The 20980-nt window shown below is 67.3% G+C and carries 18 protein-coding genes; 14 read left to right on the top strand and 4 right to left on the bottom strand.

Annotated elements, in window-relative coordinates; all coding sequences use genetic code 11:
- Positions 1-89: 89 nt before the first annotated feature.
- The 4 genes from ACYVJ0_RS07210 to ACYVJ0_RS07195 all read right to left on the bottom strand — a co-directional run bounded on the left by ACYVJ0_RS07210 (position 90) and on the right by ACYVJ0_RS07195 (position 4620).
- The gene (locus ACYVJ0_RS07210) at positions 90-677 is read right to left on the bottom strand and encodes an arsenate reductase/protein-tyrosine-phosphatase family protein (RefSeq protein WP_460816959.1); all 588 of its coding nucleotides are present in this window, start codon (positions 675-677) and stop codon (positions 90-92) included.
- A gap of 6 nt (positions 678-683) precedes the next feature.
- Positions 684-2120: a tyrosine-protein kinase domain-containing protein gene (locus ACYVJ0_RS07205; protein WP_460816957.1), complete on the bottom strand. Its 1437-nt coding sequence runs from the start codon at positions 2118-2120 to the stop codon at positions 684-686.
- A 134-nt stretch (positions 2121-2254) separates the two neighbouring features.
- Positions 2255-3835 carry an ArnT family glycosyltransferase gene (locus ACYVJ0_RS07200; RefSeq protein ID WP_460816956.1) on the bottom strand — a complete coding sequence of 527 codons (1581 nt, stop codon included), beginning with the start codon at positions 3833-3835 and terminating at the stop codon, positions 2255-2257.
- The gene (locus ACYVJ0_RS07195; protein ID WP_460816954.1) at positions 3832-4620 is read right to left on the bottom strand and encodes a glycosyltransferase family 2 protein; all 789 of its coding nucleotides are present in this window, start codon (positions 4618-4620) and stop codon (positions 3832-3834) included. Before ACYVJ0_RS07195 ends, ACYVJ0_RS07200 begins: the two co-directional genes overlap by 4 nt.
- Before the next feature lie 70 nt (positions 4621-4690).
- Here ACYVJ0_RS07195 and ACYVJ0_RS07190 point away from each other — a divergent pair, with 70 nt between their 5' ends.
- The 14 genes from ACYVJ0_RS07190 (at position 4691) to ACYVJ0_RS07125 (ending at position 20946) form a co-directional block, all read left to right on the top strand.
- The gene (locus tag ACYVJ0_RS07190; RefSeq protein ID WP_460816952.1) at positions 4691-5182 is read left to right on the top strand and encodes a GtrA family protein; all 492 of its coding nucleotides are present in this window, start codon (positions 4691-4693) and stop codon (positions 5180-5182) included.
- A 111-nt stretch (positions 5183-5293) separates the two neighbouring features.
- Positions 5294-7111, top strand: coding sequence for a polysaccharide biosynthesis protein (locus tag ACYVJ0_RS07185; protein ID WP_460816950.1), 1818 nt, complete (start codon positions 5294-5296; stop codon positions 7109-7111).
- Positions 7108-8241, top strand: coding sequence for a DegT/DnrJ/EryC1/StrS family aminotransferase (locus ACYVJ0_RS07180; protein ID WP_460816948.1), 1134 nt, complete (start codon positions 7108-7110; stop codon positions 8239-8241). Before ACYVJ0_RS07185 ends, ACYVJ0_RS07180 begins: the two co-directional genes overlap by 4 nt.
- Complete coding sequence (locus ACYVJ0_RS07175) at positions 8238-9287, top strand: GNAT family N-acetyltransferase (protein WP_460816946.1); 1050 nt, start codon at positions 8238-8240, stop codon at positions 9285-9287. The genes ACYVJ0_RS07180 and ACYVJ0_RS07175 overlap by 4 nt, the downstream gene beginning before the upstream one ends.
- On the top strand, positions 9287-11155 hold the full coding sequence (locus ACYVJ0_RS07170; RefSeq protein ID WP_460816945.1) for a sugar transferase: 1869 nt from the start codon (positions 9287-9289) through the stop codon (positions 11153-11155). Before ACYVJ0_RS07175 ends, ACYVJ0_RS07170 begins: the two co-directional genes overlap by 1 nt.
- Positions 11152-11937, top strand: coding sequence for a GNAT family N-acetyltransferase (locus tag ACYVJ0_RS07165; protein WP_460816943.1), 786 nt, complete (start codon positions 11152-11154; stop codon positions 11935-11937). Before ACYVJ0_RS07170 ends, ACYVJ0_RS07165 begins: the two co-directional genes overlap by 4 nt.
- 5 nt (positions 11938-11942) lie before the next feature.
- A complete protein-coding gene (locus tag ACYVJ0_RS07160) occupies positions 11943-12902 on the top strand; it encodes a DegT/DnrJ/EryC1/StrS family aminotransferase (RefSeq protein WP_460816942.1) in 960 nt (319 codons plus the stop codon).
- Positions 12899-13951, top strand: coding sequence for an SDR family NAD(P)-dependent oxidoreductase (locus tag ACYVJ0_RS07155; RefSeq protein WP_460816940.1), 1053 nt, complete (start codon positions 12899-12901; stop codon positions 13949-13951). The genes ACYVJ0_RS07160 and ACYVJ0_RS07155 overlap by 4 nt, the downstream gene beginning before the upstream one ends.
- A complete protein-coding gene (locus ACYVJ0_RS07150) occupies positions 13948-15042 on the top strand; it encodes a polysaccharide biosynthesis C-terminal domain-containing protein (RefSeq protein ID WP_460816938.1) in 1095 nt (364 codons plus the stop codon). The genes ACYVJ0_RS07155 and ACYVJ0_RS07150 overlap by 4 nt, the downstream gene beginning before the upstream one ends.
- Position 15043: 1 nt before the next feature.
- Complete coding sequence (gene wecB / locus ACYVJ0_RS07145; RefSeq protein WP_460816937.1) at positions 15044-16165, top strand: non-hydrolyzing UDP-N-acetylglucosamine 2-epimerase; 1122 nt, start codon at positions 15044-15046, stop codon at positions 16163-16165.
- Between the two features lie 39 nt (positions 16166-16204).
- Positions 16205-17419, top strand: a complete 1215-nt coding sequence (locus tag ACYVJ0_RS07140) for a hypothetical protein (RefSeq protein WP_460816935.1) — start codon at positions 16205-16207, stop codon at positions 17417-17419.
- A 10-nt stretch (positions 17420-17429) separates the two neighbouring features.
- Positions 17430-18599: a glycosyltransferase family 4 protein gene (locus ACYVJ0_RS07135; RefSeq protein ID WP_460816933.1), complete on the top strand. Its 1170-nt coding sequence runs from the start codon at positions 17430-17432 to the stop codon at positions 18597-18599.
- A complete protein-coding gene (locus tag ACYVJ0_RS07130; protein ID WP_460816932.1) occupies positions 18545-19762 on the top strand; it encodes a hypothetical protein in 1218 nt (405 codons plus the stop codon). The genes ACYVJ0_RS07135 and ACYVJ0_RS07130 overlap by 55 nt, the downstream gene beginning before the upstream one ends.
- A 179-nt stretch (positions 19763-19941) precedes the next feature.
- On the top strand, positions 19942-20946 hold the full coding sequence (locus ACYVJ0_RS07125; RefSeq protein ID WP_460816931.1) for a glycosyltransferase: 1005 nt from the start codon (positions 19942-19944) through the stop codon (positions 20944-20946).
- Positions 20947-20980: the final 34 nt, after the last annotated feature.

Below are 20980 nucleotides of genomic sequence, written 5' to 3'. Positions count from 1 at the left end.
GGACACAGAATACTGTCTGATCCGGTTCCACGCGCCCCGGGGGCCGAGCCGCTCCGGTCGACGCGGCGCTCACGCGGCCACGCGCGCGCTCACGAGGCCGCGCGCCGCAGCAGGTCGACCGCGCGTGCGACGGCGGGCGTGAGCTGTGCGGCGGACTCGCGGTAGACCTCGTCCGAGCGGCGGTACGGGTCGATCACGTCCTCGTCGTCGGGCGAGGGGGCGGGCGGCACCTCGCCGCGCGAGAAGCCGATCTCCTCCACCGCGAGCCGCATGCGCTCCTCGGGCGTGGCGCCCTCGCGCACGGCGGCCTCCATCTGCTCGGCCGGCACCGCCGCCGCGATGCGGGCGAACTCGCGCAGCGTGAACGTCTTCGCCGAGGCGCGCGGCACGAGCTCGACCACCGCGCGCCGGTGCTGCAGCGTCATGGCGAGGATCACGTCGGCCTCGCGGATCATGTCGGCGGTGAGCTGGCGGGCGACGTGGCGCTCGGGATCGGCCACGCCGAGCTCCCGCGCGATCGCCTGCGCGGGATCGGGCATCCGCTCGCCCACGACAGCGCCGACGCCGGCGCTCGAGACCGAGACGGGCGCCTCCGCGAGGCCCTGGGCGAGCAGCAGCTCGGCCAGCGGCGACCGGCAGACGTTGCCGGTGCACACGGTCAGGATCGACAGCGCCATGGCGGCCTACTTCTTCGCGCCCCGCAGCGCGGCGCTCTCGGCGCTGCGACGCTTCTCGAGCTCGCCGCTGTCGATGCCGTAGCCGCCGTAGCTGTAGTCGCCGTAGCCGTAGCTGTCGGGGCCCTTGGTCGGCAGCTTGGTGACGACCACGCCGAGCAGCTCGGCGCCGGCCGTCTCGAGGGTGCGCACGGCGCCGTGCAGCGCCTGCTTCTTCGTCTGCCCCGACGCGGCGGCGAGCACGACGCCGTCGGTCTTCTTGCTCACGACGGCCGCGTCGGTGACGAGGAGCAGCGGCGGCGCGTCGATGAGTACGTAGTCGAAGTGCTCGCGCAGCGCGCGCATGAGCTGATCCATCGCGGCCGATCCGAGCAGCTCGCTCGGGTTCGGCGGCACCTGGCCGGCGGGCAGCACGTACAGGCGCGTGCGCCCCCAGCGCTGCAGGGCGTCGACGAGCTCGACCCGGCCGATGAGCACGTCGGTGAGGCCCACGGCGCCCTCGATGCCCATGTAGGTGGCGAGCTTGGGCAGGCGCAGGTCGCCGTCGAGCAGCGCGACGCGCGCGCCGGTCTCGGCGAGGGCGATCGCGAGGTTGGCCGCCGTCGTCGACTTGCCCTCGGCGGGGCCGGCGCTCGAGACGACGAACGAGCGGGTGCCGCCCTCGCCGGCCTGCAGGAACTGCAGGTTCGTGCGCAGCGAGCGGAACGACTCGGCGCGGGGGTTCTTCGGATCGGCGTGCACGATGAGCGGGCGCTCGGACGCATCCGGATCGAACGCGATGCCGCCCAGCAGCGGCTTCTCGGTGATCTGCTCGATGTCGTGCGCCGAGTGGATGCGGGTGTCGAGCACGACGCGGAGCACGGCGATCCCGACGCCCAGGGCGAGGCCCAGCAGGGCACCGAGGGCGAGGTTCAGCGGCGTGCGCGGGCTGACCGGGGTCGTCGGCGCGGCGGCCGGCTGCACGGTCGTGATCTGGATGGGGCTGGCCCCGTCGGCGGCGGGCGACTCGAGCTCGTCCTGCACCACGTCGGTGAAGCTCGTTCCCACCGCGTTCGCGATGTCGGCGGCGAGCTGCGGATCGCGATCGCTCACGGTGATGTCGATGAGGACGGTGTTCAGCGGCGACGTCGCCGAGATCTTGCCCGACAGCTGCCGCGCGGTGAGGTCGAGACCGAGGTCGTCGACCACCGGCTCGAGCACGATGGCGGTGTCGACGATGTCGACGTAGCTGGCGACGATCTGCCGCGCGAAGGTCGTGCCCTGCACCAGGTCGCCCGTCGCGGCGTTCTCGCTCGTGCGCACCGACACGTACAGCTGCGTGCTGGTCTGGTACGTGGGCGGCGTGAGGAACGAGGCCAGCGCGCCCGCGCCGACGCCGACCAGGGTCGTCACCAGAATGAGGATCCAGTTCTTGTGCAGGATCCGAATGTAGTCGTGAAGCGTCATCTCGCTCTCCTGACGGCCAGCGGGGGTGCGTGCCGTCGTCGCGTCCCGTCGGGACGGATTGCAGTTCTTCTCAGGCTAGGGGGTGTCCGGGGCAGAACCGGGCAGCGGGCGGCTCGCGCCGTCCGCACGGCACCCTATCGGGTGGGCGCGGCGCAGACCCGGTAGGTCGGCCCGTCCACGAGCACCTCCGTGGCGCACGGCCGCTCGGCCAGCCGGGGCACGTCGGCCATGTCGGGTGCGTCCCACAGCCCCACGTGCGTGCCCGCGAGCACGACGATGCTCACCGGTCCGCCCCACGGCTCGGCGGCGAGCCAGCGGGTGCCGGTGGCCTCGGCCCACTCGGCGATCGGCGCGGCGTCGGCGCGCTGGTGGGCGAGGGTCTGCGGCCGGGTGGGTGCGGCCACGGCGGCGACGGACCCGACCGCCGCGAACGCCGCGACGACGGCGACGAGCGCGCTGACCCCGATGAGTCGGGGCTGCGCGCCGGCGCGCTCGCGGGCGTCGCGCGTCTCGTGCAGCGCGCGCGCCGCCCAGACGGCGAGCGCGACGAGCAGCGGGGCGAAGGCGTACACGCCCACGGCGGGGTGCCGCACCCACAGCGGCGTGTGCGTGGCCGTGGACCACCAGCCGACGTAGGCGAGCAGGCCCACCACGGCGGCCGACAGCACGGCGAGGACGAGGGGCGGCAGGCCACCCTCGGCCCGGCGCGCGGTCCACGCCGCCCACGCGATGAGCGCGATCAGCGCCGCGGCGGCGGGCAGCAGCAGCCAGCTGGGCACGAACCACGACTCGGCGAGGGTGGCGAGCTTCTCGAGCGGCGTCGTCGCAGCCGTCTGGCCGTTGCTCAGCACGAACCACTTGAGCGTGCGCAGATGGTCGAGGAACCCCGGCACGCCGAGCTGCAGCAGCGCCGCGAGCTCGAACAGCGCCGTGGGCGCACCCGCGAGCAGCAGCGGCAGCCACGCGCGCCGGGCGGTGGTGCCGAGGCGCCGCCAGCCGCGGCCCGGGGCGAGCGCCCACAGCGCCACGGCGAAGGCCGGCAGCGCGAGCAGCGCGATGAGCTTGGTCTGGATCGCCAGGCCGACGAGCAGTCCCGAGAGCCAGCGCCGGCGCGGCAGCACGACGAGCGCCCACACGAGCAGCGCGGCGGCGGGGATCTCTCCCAGGATGTCGGCGGGGCCCTGGATCGGGGAGTCCCCGCGGGTGGGATCGAACACCAGCGGCGCGGCGACGGCGGCGAGCCCTGCCCACCGCCCCGCGAGGCGCCGGCCGAGGATCCACAGCCCGGCGAGCAGCAGCCCCCAGTACAGCAGCGGCACGAGGCGCGCGCCGATGACGGGGTCGGCGCCGGTCGCCAGCACGGCCGCGATGGGCAGCAGCACGGTCGGGCCGGTGGAGATGCGCGGATCGAACGGCGTGAGCTCCGATCCCGAGAGCGTGCCGTCGCTCGTGTAGCCCAGGCCGGCCAGCAGGTTGAGCGGCACCGTGAGGTTGAACGCCTCGTCCTCCCACACCCGGTTCACCACGAGGCTCTGCCACGCGACGAGCACGTGGCACACGGCCAGAGCGGCCGCGAGGATCCAGAACGCGATCGCGCGCAGCCGCGCGGCCGCGTCGCCCCGAACCCTGTCGCCCCGAACCCTGTCGCCCCGAACCCTGTCGCCCCGAACCCTGTCGCCCCGGCCCGCGTCGGCCGTGTCGCCCTGCGCCGTCATCGCGGTGCGGCCTCCCGGTCGAGGCGCACGGCGCGCATCGGGGCGCCGGGGCGCAGCGACTGCGCCCACACCTCGCGCGCGGCGCTCGCCGCGAAGCGGCGCAGCCGCTTGGGCGGCAGCGACAGCCGCTGCCGGGCGCCCCACATGGTGCCGGTGTCGGACGCGCCGCGGCGGGGGATGCTGCGCACCCGCACGTAGCGCACGGCGAAGCCCCCGCGCGCCTCGGCGAGCGAGAAGTGCACGTGGGGCACCGCCGCGTGCGGCGGGACGGCGTCGACCAGCGCGGCCAGGGCGCGCGGGCGGTAGGCGCGCAGCGGCGTGTTGACGTCGGGGATCCGCCGCCCCGCCGCCACGGCGATGAGCGTGCCGAGCCCGGCGGTGAGCGCCTTGCGGTACCAGGGGTCGGTGCGCCCGCCGCGCACGCCGTGCACGACGTCGGCGCCCTCGGCCTCGAGCGCCCGGATGAGCCGCGGGAAGTCCTCGCCCAGGAACTGCCCGTCGCCGTCGACGTGCACGATCACGTCGGGCTCGAGATCCAGGCCCGCGCGGTAGGCGGCCAGGGCCGTGGGGCCGTGCCCGCGGTTGGCCGGCTGCGTGAGCACCCGCACGTCGTCGAGGCCGTCCAGCGATGTCGCCGTGGCGTCGGTGGAGACGTCGTCGGCCACCACGAAGCTCACGCGGCGCGCGAGCGGGGCGACGTGCTCGCGGATCTCATCGACGAACTGCCGGATGCCCTCGGCCTCGTTGTACGCGGGCATCACGACGGCGAGGTGGTCAACGGGCACTGTGGCGTTCCTCACTGCGGATCGGTCGTGGCGGGCCGAGCGCCTCGCGGCAAGTAGCCTAGTCGGCGGCATGGAACAGCGAACCCGACTTCGCCGGCTCGTCTCTCTCGGCGGTCGGTTCCTCGTGGTGGGCGGCATCAGCACGCTCATCGAGATCGGCATCTTCAACCTGCTCGTGTACCAGGTGGGCTGGCACGTGGTGTGGGCGAAGGTCGTCGCCTCGCTCATCGCGCTCGTCAACGCCTACGTGGGCAACCGCGAGTGGACGTTCGGGCACCGCGACCGGCGCGGCAGGGCCAACGAGCTGGTCCTCTTCCTGCTCGCCAACGGCGTGTGCACCGTGCTGGGCGTGGCGCTCGTGTGGCTCGGCGTCGAGGCCGCGCAGGTCGTGCTCGCGCGCGAGCCCGGCGTGGTCGTCGTCAACCTCGTCAACCTCGTGAGCATCGCGGTCGTCGTGCTCGTGCGCTTCGTCTTCTACCACCGCGTGGTGTTCCGCGCGCCGCGGCGCCCGGCCGCCCCGAGTACCGCCGGGGACGACGGCTCACCGAGCGGGGGAAACTGACCGTTTCCCTGGCTGTGGGATACTGTGCCCGCAGCTATGGGGGGATTCGGTGGTCGGAGTGAACGGATGAGGCGCGAGGACGCGCCGGCAGACGGGAGAGACGAGGTCGTCATGGCGGAGTCCGCGCGCATCGCGCAGCGGCGCCGTCGCGTCGCCGCGTCGGTCGTCGACGCCGGTGCCTGGCTCGTCGGAATCGTCCTGGCCGTCGCGCTGCGCTTCGAGTTCCAGATGTCGCCCCGCGCGTGGCTGGCCACCGTGCTGCTCGGCGTGCTCGCGGGCATCCTGCAGATGCTCGTCGGGTACGCCACGGCGCTGTATCGCGGCCGCCACACGTACGGATCGTTCGACGAGGTGCGGCTGCTGGCCGCCTCGGTGCTGGCCGAGACCCTCGTCCTGCTGCTGCTCACGCTCGCGTTCGGGGCGCTGGTGGGCGTGCCGCGCGCGACGCCGCTGCTGGGCGCGCCCATCGCGCTGCTGCTGATGTTCGGCGTGCGCTACCTCGCGCGCCTGTACCTCGAGACCCGGCGCCGCCCGCTCGCCGACGCGGAGCCGACCCTGATCGTCGGGGCCGGGTTCATCGCCGACAAGCTGCTCAGCATGGTCAACACCGACCCGACCTCCCCGATCCGCGTCGTGGGGCTGCTCGACGACGATCCCGCGAAGAAGAACCTGCGGCTGCGCGGCGTGCCCGTGATCGGCCGCACGCGCGACATCGTGCACGCCGCGCGCATCACCGGCGCGACCACCGTCGCGATCGCGATCGGGCAGGCCGACAGCACCATGCTGCGCGAGCTCAACGACCTGGCCGAGCAGGCGGGCCTGCGCGTGGTCGTGACCCCGCCGCTGAACAAGATGATCTCCGGCGAGGAGTCGCCCTCCGACATCCGCGACATCAGCATCGAGGACCTCATCGGCCGCCACCCGGTCGACACCAACGTCGAGCTGATCGCCGGCTACGTCACCGGCAAGCGCGTGCTCGTGACCGGCGCCGGCGGGTCGATCGGATCGGAGCTGTGCCGGCAGCTGGCCAAGTTCGGCCCGAGCGAGCTGATGATGCTCGACCGCGACGAGACGGGCCTGCAGCTGGCGCAGCTCGGAACCACCGGGCACGGCCTGCTCCACACGCGCGAGGTCATCCTCGCCGACATCCGCGACGCCGAGGTGCTGCACGGGATCTTCGACGACCGCCGGCCCGAGGTGGTCTTCCACGCCGCGGCGCTGAAGCACCTGCCGATGCTCGAGCAGTACCCGGACGAGGCGTGGAAGACCAACGTGATGGGCACGCTCAACGTCATCAACGCCTCGCGCCGGGTGGGGGTGACGACCTTCGTCAACATCTCGACCGACAAGGCGGCCAACCCCACGAGCGTGCTGGGGCACTCCAAGCGCGTGGCCGAGAAGCTCACGGCCTGGGCGGGCGAGGAATCGGGCATGCGCTACCTCTCGGTGCGCTTCGGCAACGTCATCGGCAGCCGCGGATCGATGCTGCCCACGTTCCAGCAGCTGATCCGCGAGGGCAAGCCGCTCACCGTCACGCACCCCGAGGCGACGCGCTACTTCATGACGATCCCGGAGGCGTGCCAGCTCGTCATCCAGGCCGGTGCGATCGGCCGCGCCGGCGAGGTGCTGATCCTCGACATGGGCGAGCCGGTGTCGATCCTCGAGGTGGCCGAGCGCATGATCGCGATGTCGGGCAAGAACATCGAGATCGTCTTCACGGGCCTGCGCCCGGGCGAGAAACTGCACGAGGAGCTCGTGGGCGCCAGGGAGAACCTGGAGCGGCCGTTCCACCCCAAGGTGGCGCACACGCGGGCCGACGTGATCACGCCCGAGCGGCTCGACTACCAGGGATGGATGGACCGGATGTTCGCGGAGCCGAGGATCAACGACACGGCGATCGTGGCGCTGTCCGCGGAGGTCGACCGGTGAGCGGGCGCATCTACATGTCGTCTCCCGACGTCACGCAGCTCGAGGAGGACGCCGTCGTCGCCGCCATGCGGTCGGGCTGGATCGCGCCGCTGGGGCCGGACGTCGACGCCTTCGAGCGCGAGCTGGCGCAGCGCCTCGGGGCGGCGCACGCGGTGGCCCTCAGCTCGGGCACCGCCGCGCTGCACCTGGCACTGCTCACGCTTGGCGTGGGCCGCGGCGACGTCGTGGTGACCTCGACGATGACCTTCGCCGCCACGGCCAACGCCATCGTCTACACCGGCGCCGAGCCGTACTTCGTCGACGCCGACCCGGTGACAGGCAACATGGACCCGGCGCTGCTGCGCGAGGCGCTGACCGCGCTGCGCGACGCGGGCGAACGCGTCGCGGCCGTCGTGCCCGTCGACCTGCTGGGCAAGGCCGTCGACTACACGCGCATCCTCGCGGTGGCCGGGGAGTTCGGCGTGCCCGTCGTCGCCGACGCGGCCGAGTCGCTCGGCGCGACGCACCGAGGACGCCCGGCCGGCAGCTTCGGCCGGGCCTCGATCGTGTCGTTCAACGGCAACAAGATCATGACCACGTCGGGCGGCGGCATGCTGCTCACCGACGACGCCGACCTCGCGCAGCGGGTGCGCTACCTCGCCACGCAGGCGCGCCAGCCGGTGGTGCACTACGAGCACACCGACATCGGCTACAACTACCGCATGAGCAACCTGCTGGCCGCCCTGGGCCGCGCCCAGCTCAGCCGGCTGGACGAGATGATCGCCCGCCGCCGCGAGATGCGCGAGCTCTACAAGCAGCTGTTCGCGCCGGTCGACGGCGTCGAGGTCTTCGGCGCCGCCGGCGACGACGAGGACAACGTGTGGCTCACGTCGATCCTCGTCGACTCCGCGGTGACCGGCTGGGAGCCGGCGCAGCTCGCGGCCGCGCTCGCCGAGGACGACATCGAGAGCCGCCCGCTGTGGAAGCCGATGCACCTGCAGCCTGTGTTCGCCGGCGCACGCGGCATCATCACGGGAGCGTCCGAGTCGCTCTTCACGCGCGGCCTCACCCTGCCGAGCGGCTCGGCGCTGACCCAGGCGCAGCGCGAACGCGTGGTCGCCGGGATCAACAGCTTTCTGGAGCGCGCATGATGGCTGAGTTCTCGGTCCTGGACGCCGATGTTCCGCATGATCGAGATGAATGGATCGCGACCTGGAACCAGTGGCCCTCGCGTGAGGTCAGTGCCCACCCCGGCTACCTCGAGCTCTTCCGCCGCGATGGCGAGCGAGCGCTCGCAGCCGTTCTGCGCGACGAATCTGGAGGGCATGTCCTCTACCCATTCCTTCTTCGTCCGGTCCCCAGCGACCTCGGGCTCCCAGGGTTCAACGACATTACGAGTGCGTACGGCTATGGTGGGCCAGCCTACTGGGGCACCGATTCGCGACAGAATACCGCGGTGGAGTTCTGGCCGTTGTTCGATGAGTGGGCCGCTTCGCACGACGTCGTGAGCGAGTTCATTCGGTTTGGCCTATTCGGGGCGCCGCATATCGGATACCCCGGGCGAGTCGTCGAGCGCCAGCCAAACGTGATCGTGCCGATCGACGCGGACGACGATGTGCTCTGGTCCCGATTTGAACACAAGGTCCGCAAGAACGTGAAGCGCGCGCGCTCGTCCGGCGTTGAGGTCGTGGTGGATACCGAGGGTGAGAGGATCGGCGAGTTCCTCGAGGTTTACCAGTCGACAATGGACCGACGCGATGCGGCGGAACGCTATTACTTCGAGCGTCGCTTCTTCAATCGCATCCACGCGGAGCTGAGTGGGCAGTTCGCATATTTCCACGCATATCGTGAGGGGCGCGTGATCTCGACCGAACTTGTGTTGCTCTCGGAGGAGGCGGCGTACTCGTACTTGGGCGGTACAGAAGCCGACTCTTTCCCGTTTCGGCCTAACGATCTACTGAAGTACGAGATCATGCGCTGGACCCGGGACCAGGGGAAGCGCGCCTTTGTGCTCGGTGGTGGTGTGACGGCGGGCGATGGGATCGAACGGTACAAAAGAGCATTCGCGCCGGGTCACTCGACGGCGTTTCAGACCGGCGAGCGCGTTCTGCTCGGCGAAGTGTATGAGAGTCTCATCGAGAGGCGTCGCGGGAATACGGATGTTCCTGAGAATTTCTTCCCGGGGTACCGAGCGTGATGACAGACGAGACCGAGACGCCGATCACCGCGAGGCGGAATCGAAGGGTGCTGCTGGTCACCCAGTGGTTTGACCCGGAGCCGACGTTCAAGGGACTCATGTTCGCGAAGGCATTGCGCGACCGCGGGTATGACGTCCAGGTATTGACGGGTTTCCCCAACTATCCTGGGGGGCGCGTTTACGACGGGTACCGGATCAGGGCCTTCCAGCGAGACGTCATCGACGGCATCCCCGTGATGCGCGTTCCGTTGTATCCAAGCCACGATGGATCGGGCGTGCGCCGCGCGCTCAATTACCTAAGCTACGCCATTGCCGCTTCCATCGCGGCGCTCGTTATCCGGCGACCGGCCGTTGCGTATGTGTACCACCCGCCCGCAACGGTAGGTTTGGTCGCACTGGTGCTCAAGTACTTGCGCGGAGTTCCCTTCGTATACGACGTGCAGGACCTCTGGCCCGACACTCTCGGCGCGACCGGCATGGTGAACGGGACCCGCCTCCTCGGTGCGGTGGGGCGCTACATGAAGGCGATCTATCGAGCCGCCTCGCATGTCGTCGTGCTCTCACCGGGATTCAAACAGGCGCTGATGGCACGCGGCGTGCCCGAGGCGAGGATCGAGATGATCCCGAACTGGACTTACGAACCAGTTCGTGTCTCGAGGCCAGCGGAAGATGAGCCAAGCAGCGAGTTTGTCGTCGTGTATGCGGGTAACGTCGGCGCCGCCCAGAACCTGGAGGTGGTCGTCGAAGCTGCGGCGAGACTCGCCGATGAACCTGTCAGGTTCGACATCGTCGGCGACGGTCTGCGGCTCGGCGGCTTGCGGGATAAAGCAGAGCGCGCGGGCCTGACGAACGTCCGTTTCGTTGACAGAAGACCCGCGGCAGAAATGGACGAGATATTCGACCAAGCAGACGCGCTACTCGTCCACCTGCGAGACGAGCCGCTGTTCGCCATCACGATTCCCTCCAAGACTCAGGCCTACCTGCGGGCCGGCCGTCCGATCCTCATGGGAGTTCGCGGCGACGCGGCAGATCTCATCGAGCAGGCGGGTGCCGGCATCGTGTTCCCGCCAGAGGATGCAGCCGGTCTGGCCGCATCCGTGCGGCGGCTCGTGTCGACTCCCGTTGCGCAGCGTGAGGCGATGGGAGCGCGCGGCCGGTCCTTCTACGAAGAACAGCTCTCACTCGATGTGGGCGCCGCACGGTTCGACGTGGTTCTCAGGGAAGCGGCGGCTCAGCGCCCTCGATACCAGTTCGTGAAGCGCGTTATCGACATCGTCGGCGCGGGGATCGGTCTGGTGATTGCGGCCGTGCCTATGGCGGTCCTGGCCGCGCTGGTTCGCTGGCGTATCGGCAGTCCTGTGCTGTTCCTTCACGAACGTCCCGGTCGTGACGCGGTCCCCTTCAGGATGGTGAAGTTCCGCACGATGACCAATGCAACCGACGCGGACGGCAACCTGCTGCCCGACGGCGACCGGCTGACCCGCTTTGGACGCTTCCTCAGGTCCACCAGTCTGGACGAGCTTCCGGAACTGTGGAATGTGCTGAGGGGGGAGATGTCTTTCGTCGGGCCACGTCCGCTGTTGATGCGCTACACGAAGTTCTTCACGCGCCGCGAGCGGCTCAGACTTCGCGTACGTCCGGGGATCACCGGTTGGGCGCAGGTGAACGGACGTAACACCGCCACCTGGGACTCCCGCCTGGCCAACGATGTCTGGTACGTGGAGAACCAGTCGCTGGGGCTCGACCTGAGGATTCTGCTGAAGACCCTCTCGCGTGTCGTGCGTTCTGAAGGAGTGGTTGTTGATCCCGAGTCGATCATGCTCAACCTTGATGACGAACGAGCGGACACGAATGAGATGACCCGGTGAGCGTCGATTCCGAGATTCGCCCGCTCGTCGAAGCGGACCTCGACGGCGTCGTGAACCTGGTGCGGTCGTCGTTCAGTACGGCACTGTTGCCCTACATGATCTACGGACAAGGCGGCGTTCATCGCTTCCTGAGACATGCACTTCTCCGTGAGCGCGTCGTGCCGACGCGTGAGGCATTGGTGGCCGTCTCTCCGGACCATCAAGGGGTGGTGGGGTATGCGGAGTTCGACGTGCGACGCGAAGCCGTGCCCCACCTCGCCTACATCTGCGTCGCGCCGTCTGAGCGCGGCCGAGGACTTGCTTCGCGCCTGATCAAACGATTCGTCGATTCGAAGCCAGCCGCTCGAGCGATGACTCTGGACGTCTTCGCGGACAACAAATCCGCCCGGAGCCTCTATGAGCGCTTGGGATTCCGCGTGGTTGGACACTCGGAATGGAACGTGCGCTCGCTGCCACCGGCGTCTGATGCGCTGCTCGAGGTAGAGGATCTCCCACAGAGTCTCGCCGTTCACGAAGCGTTCGGATTCTCGATGCTGAATGTGGTCCACGAGGGACACCTCGTTCCGCTTGGCCGTCTCGGCGACACACGCGTCCGAGTGCCGTCGGAAGAAGCGTTCGCGAACGATGCGTTCTTGGCCGCCGTTCGCAACGCTTTTCCGGGCACCGAATCGGTGCTCCTTATTTCAGCGAAGGACGTGAACGGCGCTCTTCGTAAGGGAACCTGGACTAGGTTGGCGGACAGTGTCAAGATGCAGAGTCCGCTCAACGAAAGTTGGAGGTAGGACGCGTGGAGACAGTGATCGCTAAGGGCGCCACGGATTCCGACGTTGCTCGGACGCCCGCCTTCTTCTACGAGTCGGCACGCGCGGGCATGCGCGACCTTCTCATGCGCGGGCCCGAGCCCGCTTCGGGTCGGGGCGGAGTGCTTCTGCCGGCCTACATCGGGTGGTCGGCGCGCGAGGGAAGCGGAGTATTCGACCCGGTCCACGAGTCCGGTCGACGCTACGGGTTCTATCGTCTCACGGGCGATCTCTCGGCCGACTTGGCCGATGTGGAGCGCCAGCTGGCGAGCGGCGAGTACCAGTACCTGGTGGTCATCCATTATTTCGGTCGGCTCGAGCGGCGGATGGCCGATCTGAGGAAGATCGCCGATGCAGCGGGGGTCATACTCGTCGACGATCTCGCACACGGTTTCTTCAGCGCCATGCGGTCGGTCGAAGAGTGGTCGCCTTCCCACGTGGCCATGTACTCGCTCCACAAGCAGTTCGCCGTGCCGTGTGGGGGAATGGTGATCTATCGCCGAAGCGATTTGATTGCTGGCCAGAAGAGCACGCATAGTGATTTGGCGGGCGAAGTGCTTTCGTATGATTGGCATGAGATCGGACGTCGACGCCGCACCAATTTCGAAGAGATATCCGCCGCACTGGCGCCCGAAGCGCCGGGCCTCGGCGTGAGACTGATGTGGCCAGAACTGCATCCTCTCGATGTTCCCCAAACGATGCCAGTTCTGCTCGACACCGCGGACCGCGACCGAGTGTATGCGGAAATGAATGAGCACGGGTTCGGAATGGTGAGCCTCTACCACACTCTTATTCCAGAGCTGCGTGGATTTGACGAGAGAAGCGACCGCATTGCGAAGACGATCATCAACTTCCCCGTCCACCAGGACGTCGACACCGCCCGGATCGGCGCCATGGTAGAGCGATTTGTGACCGCCGTCAGACGAAACTCAGGAGGAGACGCATGACCACATCCTATGCCGGGAGAAAGATCCTGGTCACGGGAGGAACGGGATCCTTCGGCCACACCGTCGCCAAGAAGCTGCTTGAACGAGATGTCGCCGAGATCCGAATCTTCAGCCGAGACGAGGCGAAGCAGGATCTCATGCGACACGAGATAAGAGATGCGCGTCTTCGGTTCTATGTCGGAGATGTGCGGGATTACGACAGCGTCGAGCGTGCGAGTCGCGACGTGGACTACATCTTCCACGCAGCCGCGCTCAAGCAGGTCCCGTCGTGCGAGTTCTTCCCCATGGAGGCGGTGCGGACGAACGTCCACGGGAGCGAAAACGTGGTGCGCGCGGCTGACCGGAACGGCGTGCGCTCGGTCGTCGCGTTGAGCACAGACAAGGCGGTGTACCCCGTCAACGCGATGGGCATGTCCAAGGCGCTCATGGAGAAGGTCGTGCAGTCATATGGCCTGAACAACCCGAACACCGACACGACCGTGTCGCTCGTGCGCTACGGCAACGTGATGTACTCGCGCGGTTCGGTGATCCCGCTGTTCATCAATCAGCTCAAGGCGGGGCGCAACATCACCGTGACGAACCCCGGCATGACGCGGTTCATGATGTCTCTGGCGCATTCGGTGGACCTCGTGGAGTTCGCGTTCCAGAACGCGCAGCAGGGTGATCTGTTCGTGCGCAAGGCGAAGGCCACGTCGATCGGCACGCTGGCGCAGGCCGTGCTCAACCTTTTCCGCTCCGACGCAGAGATAGAAGTCATCGGTACCCGCCACGCCGAGAAGCTGTCGGAGGCGCTGGCCACGCGAGAGGAACTCTCTCGAGCCCGCGACATGGGCGACTACTTCCGGGTGGTTGCCGACAAGCGTGACTTGAACTACAGCGTCTACTTCGAAGAGGGCGATACCGCTCAGGGCCGCTACGAGGACTACGACTCCCACACCGTGGAGCAGATGTCTGTGGGCGAGGTCGAGGAGCTGCTGCTCACGCTGCCGGAGGTACGGATGGAGCTGCGGCAGGCGGGGCTTCCCGAGACGGCCGAGTCGACCGCATGAGCCGCTTCGCGGTCACCGGAGCCCGGGGGTTCCTGGGGTGGCATCTCCGGTCGGCCCTGCAGGAAAAGGGAGTCTCGACCGACATGGTCCCGATGGGAGAGGCGTTCGACTTGGCGGCGGCAACCCACGCTGTCGATGGGGCGGCGCGCGTCATTCACCTCGCTGGCGTCAACCGCGCCGCCGAGGAGGAGATCGCGTCCGGCAATCTCGGCTTCGCCGAGCAGCTGGCCGCGGCGCTGCGCGCAGCCTCGACGCCGCCGCCGGTCGTCGTCTATGCGAACTCCACGCAGGCGGGCAACGGCAGCGTCTACGGCGAGGCGAAGGCCGAGGCGGCGACGATTCTGGCGGCGGCAGCGCACGACGTCGGCGCTGAGTTCGTCGATGTACGACTGCCGAATCTCTTCGGTGAGCACGGCCGGCCGTTCTACAACGCTGTGACGGCGACCTTCAGCCACCTGATCGCCGCAGGCGAGAGCCCGGTCGTGGAGAACGACAAAGAGCTCACCCTGCTGCACGCGCAGAACGCCGCGGATGTGCTCGCTGGTTTCGCCCCGCTCGAATCGCTCGCGGTCCGGGCTCGCGTCGAGACCGTGTCGGGTCTGCTCGGGCGCTTGAAGGGGTACGACGCCGTCTACCGTCGAGGCGAGATCCCGGATGTCGCTGACGCGTTCGACCGGGACCTGTTCAATACCTACCGGTCCTACACGTTCCCGGCGCGCGCTCCTCTTCCGCTCACGCGCCATGCCGACGCCCGCGGATCGTTCTTCGAGATCATCCGATCGCATGGCGGCCCCGGCCAGTCGTCGTTCTCGACAACGGTGCCCGGGGTGACGCGAGGCGACCACTTCCACCGACGCAAGATCGAGCGTTTCACCGTCCTGCAGGGGCGGGCACGGATCTCGCTGCGGCGTCTGTACTCTGAAGAGATCTTCTCCTTCGAGGTGTCGGGAGATGCGCCTGGCGCGATCGACATGCCCACGATGTGGGCGCACAACATCACGAACATCGGTGATGACGTGCTCTACACCTCGTTCTGGACGAACGACATCTTCGACCCCGAGAACCCCGACACGATTGCCGAGGTGGTGTGACATGCGCGACAAGCTCAAGGTGATGACGGTCGTCGGCACCCGTCCTGAGATCATCCGCCTGTCCGCCACGATCAAGCTGCTCGATGAGCACACCGAGCAGATCCTGGTGCACACGGGGCAGAACTACGACTACGAGCTCAACGAGGTCTTCTTCGAAGATCTGGGACTTCGCCGGCCCGACCATTTCCTCAACGCCGACACCTCCTCGCTGGGAGCCGCCCTGGGATCGATCCTCGCGAAGACCGAGGAAGTGATCGTCAAGGAGCGGCCGGACGCCTTCCTGGTGCTCGGCGACACCAACAGCTGCATCTCCGCTGTCATCGCCAAGCGTATGAAGATCCCGGTGTTCCACATGGAGGCGGGCAACCGCTCGTTCGATGAGAACGTGCCCGAGGAGACGAACCGGCGGCTCGTGGACCACGTGTCGGACTACAACCTCGTCTACACCGAGCACGCACGCCGCAACCTGCTTGCGGAGGGCATCCATCCCTCGCGCATCCTGCTCACCGGGTCGCCGATGCGCGAGGTGCTGGAGCAGAATCGCGCGCAGATCGACGCGAGCGACGTGCTGGCCCGCCAGGGGCTCGAGCCGCAGGGCTACTTCCTCGTCAGCCTGCATCGCGAGGAGAACGTCGACAACCCCGACCGGCTGCGACAGGCGATCGAGTCCCTGCAAGCGCTGCGTTCGGAGTACGGGCTGCCGGTGCTGGTATCGACGCATCCGCGTACGCGGCGACGGCTCGAGGCGCTGGACGAGGCCGCGAAGGAGGGTATCGTCTTCCACCCGCCGTTCGGGTTCCACGACTACATCAAGCTTCAGCTCGAGGCGAAGCTCGTGCTTTCGGACAGCGGCACGATCAGCGAGGAGTCGTCGATCCTCGGATTCCCGGCGGTGACGCTGCGTGACTTCATCGAGCGACCCGAGGCGCTGGACACCGCTGTCATGCTCACGGCCGGGCTTGGTATCGAGTCGTTGAAGAGCGGGGTGAGAGCTGCTCTCGCTCGGACACCGGACTCGATCCCGAGCGAGTATGCGGTCCGGGATACCTCGTATCGGGTGGCTTCCTTTCTGCTCGGTACTGTCCATTCGCATCGCCGGAGGTTAGGGTATTTGAATGTCTGAGGCTCGCGCTCTCGGATTCGGACACGATCACAGACTGCCTTGAGCACCACCGATTTCCCCGATCGATCGCCGCGCCGACCAGCGTTTCGCGCGCTGCTCCAGCCTGTGGGCTCCGTCATCGCGGCGGTGATCGCGCTGGGCGTGCTGGTGGTTGCCACGAATCAGGGGCAGTTCGCGAGCATTACCTCATTCGCGGCCGGCGCTGGAGTAGCAGCGCTGACATCCGTGCTCGTCGGCGGTGGAACGACGTTTGCCTATATGACGGGCGGCGTCGAACAGCAGCATGCAGTCCGGGTAGTTCGCGCGCTGGTCGTGCTCCCCGCGGTCGTCCTCGCGAGTGGCGCAGCGGCTGGGCTATACGCCGGACTAGGCGCGCTGCATCTGCTTGGCGTGCTAGCCGGAGGGCTGTCCACGTTGGCGAGCGTGGGCGCAGAGCTTGACGCAGCATACTTGCGGCGCCACTTGCGCACCTGGCACCTGCTGGCGGCGGACATCGCGGGGCGTCTCATGTCTCTCGTCATTGTTGTGGGTGGGGTCGATTTCGCGTACGCGATGGCGGGAGGCGCAATTCTGCGGGCCGGGATGCTGTACTTCGCGGCGCGTAACGACCCGGCGCGCCCCGGGCCAAAGCTCCTTCATAAGAAGGTCCTCACTCTTGCGTACGAGACCAAACTGACAAGCACATCGATCTTGTACTCGGCATGCGACCGGCTCGGGTCGCTTATTGGTCCTCTCGTCGCTCCCATTCCGGTTGCGGGAGGATTTCAAGCCGTCCTGAGCTCTCAGCAGAACGCTTCTGGAGCGTTAGTCAGCGGGCTGCAGACCACTCTCGCGGTGCGTGCGCAGCACCGGCTCAACCTAAAGTGGGCGAGTCGTGTGGACGCGTTGCTTCTGGCTGCTGCCCTGTTCGCCGCCGTGGTGATGGTGGTGTGGCGAGAGCCGTTGACCAGTTTCCTAGGCCTGGCGGCGATGTCCCGGCCGGAGGCGTACTGGGTAGCATTGGCTGCGTTGATCCCGGCCGCTGTGGCGTCCAGGATGTTCGAGTTCCAGTTCATGGCGGCCGGCCAGACAAAGCACGCAATGCTGTCGCGCACCGCGGCGACTGCGGTCGGGATTGTTGGGGGCATCGTTGCGCTGGCGAATGGTTCGATCGAGGTACTGGCTTGGGGTCTTCTCGGGGCCGAGGTCACGAGTGTGCTGACGTCAGCATCGGCGCGGCTACTCGAGCGTAGGAGGGCGGACTGCAATGCCTGATGGACCACTCGTGATCTGGGTCAACTCGCCGCCGTTCGTCGAGAAGGGCGCCTTCGCGTATCTCGAATCCCACTGGCCCACCGGCGTGCGCTATGCGGTCCTGGGCTCCCTGCGCCAGGAACGAGTCGCAATGGGATGGAACACGCCGGCGGACGATGATGCCCGCCACGTGTGGTTCCGAGGCGAGCGGGTGATCGCGGAGTTCGCTGACGAGATCATCCGCGCGACACCTAACGCGATGCACTTGGTCGCGGGCCTCTCGAGCTCGACTGGGCGAGCGCTGGAGCGTGTGGTGCGCGCGGTCCCGCCTGAGCGTGTCGCTGTGTTCACGGAGCGTCCAGGCGCCTACGGGCCTCTCCTGAAACGGACTGCTGGACGGTTCTTTGTCCCGCTCAAGTACTGGTGGCTCGTTCGGCGGTACAGGCGACGCGTCGGTCTGCTATTGCCGTTGGGAAAGCGCGGCGTGCTGTCCTTTGCTCGCTACGGCTGGCCGGAACGGGCGATGGCCCCCTTCATGTACGTGCCGGTTGCGAGAGGACGTCCAGCGAGGCCCCCGCATGGGGGCGGACGACCGGTTCGGTTCCTGTACGTCGGCCGTTTGTCGCGCTACACCAAGGGGACGGATATCCTCATGGACGCCACTAGGCGACTGCGCGGAGACTGGCATCTCACGCTCGTCGGCGGGCACGGCGATCTGGTGTCTGCTGTGAACGAATGGGCGCGACGGCAGGAGCGGGTGGACGCGCCCGGATCTGCCAGTCCTGACGAGGTATGGTCTGCGATCGTGCAACACGACGTCGTGGTCGTGCCGAGCCGCTTCGATGGCTGGAACGTGGTCGTCAACGAGGCACTGTCGGCGGGGAGGGGTGTCATAGCGACGGACGAAGCCGTAAGCCATGAACTGGTTGAAGCCAGCGGCGCGGGCGAAGTCGTCGCAGGGCGCTCCGCGCGGGCGTTAGCGCGCGCAATGCAACGTGTGATCGACCGTCCGCAGGCCGTCGAGACATGGAGCGAACGGGCGGCGCGCTACTCGGAGTCGATCGCGTCCGAGCGCGCGGGAAAGTACCTGCTCAGACTACTTTCGTCTAGCTACGCCGGGGAAGGCGTCCCCAGCGACGTCGCTCCGTGGCTGCAGACGAGCGGGCACAACGGTGCTGGCGGAGGTACATCGTGTTCGTAGTCGCCCTTGCGACGGTTCTCTTCCTGCTGGCGAGCAGTAGCATTCCGGGGTCTGAAACGCTGAGTATCCCGTTCCGGGTCGCTGGGTTGGTTGTCGTGCTCGTCCCGGTTCTGTGGAGAAAGCGCCTTGCCGCGCGCGCCTCGTTCCCTGGGCCCGCAAGGGCGATGCTGACTGTCGGTATAGGCTACTTCGTCTACCTCATTGGCGCCGAGTTCGCGCATGGCCAAATTGCTGGCTTCTTCTATGGGCTGGTCTCCTTCGCTCTGGTCGCGGCTCTCGTCGTCGTTCTCCTCGGCTACTACAGCGTCACTCAAGTGAGTCAGGGCCTCGTCCTGGCGCTGTACGCGATATGCATAGCTTCGCTTGTGGGCTATTACGTTGCGCCCGCGGTGACGATCGAGCATGATCGGCTACGTGGTGTAATGGAGAATGCGAACGGACTAGGATATGTAGCGTTTGCGCTTGGCGTTGCATTGCTGATCACCAGGACGCGCACGTGGGTGATAGGCGTCGTAGTAGTTTCTCTCTGTCTCTTGCTAAGTGCAAGTCGGGCGAGTCTTCTCGCTTTGGGTGTTGCGGTTATCGCCCTGGCAGTGGCTGGCGTCCGAAGGGCTCGCTGGTGCGTGCTGGTCGGACTCGTGCTCGGCGCCCTCATGTGGATCATCAACCCCGGTTTTCTGGCGAACGTCGCGTTGTTCCGTACGACGGACACCAGATCAGTGGGATTCGATGTCATGTCCCAGACACTGGACACCTCCTTCTGGACCGGAGTCGGTCAGTTGCCTCTCGATATTCAGATCGCGGGATCTCCGTTCGCAGCTGGGATCATGGGCGGATTCATCGGGCTTGCTGGCTTGATTGTTATGTACCTCGGCCTTATTGTGAACTTCTCCTCGTCGCGTCCGCGTGGGATCTCGCTCGTGCTGGCTGCGGCGGTTCACTCGGTATTCGAGAGCTGGATTCTCTCGTTCTCAGCGCCGATGCTCCTGGTGTTCTTTGTGTCGATTGTTGCGGCAGTGAAGATGGACGCCGAGGATCGACATGTCACGGGTGAAACGGGCTCCGCTTGGCGGAATCCGCGTAATGCGCGCGGCGGAGACGACCGAAAAAGAACGATGGGACTGCCCGCTGATTCGTCTGATCGCGGGGGGGCGTATCGATGAAACTCTCGCCACGCGGAGGCGACGTTGTCGTCGCGGTCCTCGCTCCGTCCTTTCCCCCCGCCTTTCGCGGCGGCGGTCCAGCGAGAACTTTGGACGCACTTACCAGATCGGCGCCGTCTGGGTACGACGTGAGGGTCTTTGCGCCCGACCGAGACGCAGGTGATGCCCTGAGGCTCCCAGTGCAGAGTAATGAGTGGTCGAAGAGATTCGGCCTTGAGGTCTATTACGCGTCGGTCGATAGGCTATCCGACCTCTGGGCGATGTACGTTGAGATCCGACGTATTCGGCCCGACGTCGTCTACCTCAACAGCCTGTACAACGTGCCATTTTCCGTTCTCCCTCGGCTGCTCGTCGCCTCCGGGTTCTGGGGTCGCGGTATGAAGGTGCTTCTCGCACCCCGAGGAGAACTCGATCCCGGGGCTCTTCAGATTCGGGCACTCAAAAAGCGTGTATTCAATGCGGCAGATCGTGTGCTGCGCCTCGCCGCGCGAGTGACGTGGCACGCATCGTCTACGCGCGAGGAGCGTCATATCCGTTCCGTGCATGGCGCGGATGCGGCTGTTGTGGTGCGGGAGAACGAGACGTTGCTTCCCGAGCGAGCCTTGTCGCCGAGTCTGCGTGGTGGTCCGCTGCGCGCGGTTTTTGTGAGCCGGCTGTCTCCGAAGAAGGGGCTGCTCACGGCCTTGCAAGCGATGCGGGACGTGGACATCCCGATGGAGTTCGATGTGTACGGTCCGGTAGAGGACGCGCGATACGTGGCTGAATGTCGGGCCGCCGCTGAGAGGATCGCCGAGACGGTCACGGTCCGATTCCGCGGAGCGCTCCGGCCGGAGGCCGTCCGAGCCACGCTGCACGACTATGACGCGATGCTCTTCCCGACCGCCGGAGAGAACTTCGGGCATGTCATCGCTGAGTCTCTGTCAGCTGCATGTCCGGTCGTCACGAATGACACTACGCCGTGGACCGAGTTGCTGCACGCAGGTGCCGGCGTGGTCGTGCCCTCGCCGTCAGTGGGTGACTGGCGTGCTGTCGTCGTCCGTATTGCTGCGATGTCGCCTGCCCAGAGATTGGACCGGCGTCGCGCCGCGGCCGCCGCGTACGAGAGTTGGCGTTCGCAGGCCGGTGGGGCCCACGTGTTTGACTTGCTCCGCGACATGACGCCTCCCGTGAAGGGAGTGGGCTAGGGGCTCGTAGTCGATTCCGTCGCAGGCCATGCGA

The sequence above is a fragment of the Microbacterium petrolearium genome, assembly GCF_054782875.1.
Note: the sequence above shows the minus strand (reverse complement) of the source record. Positions and strands in the feature narration are given on the sequence as shown.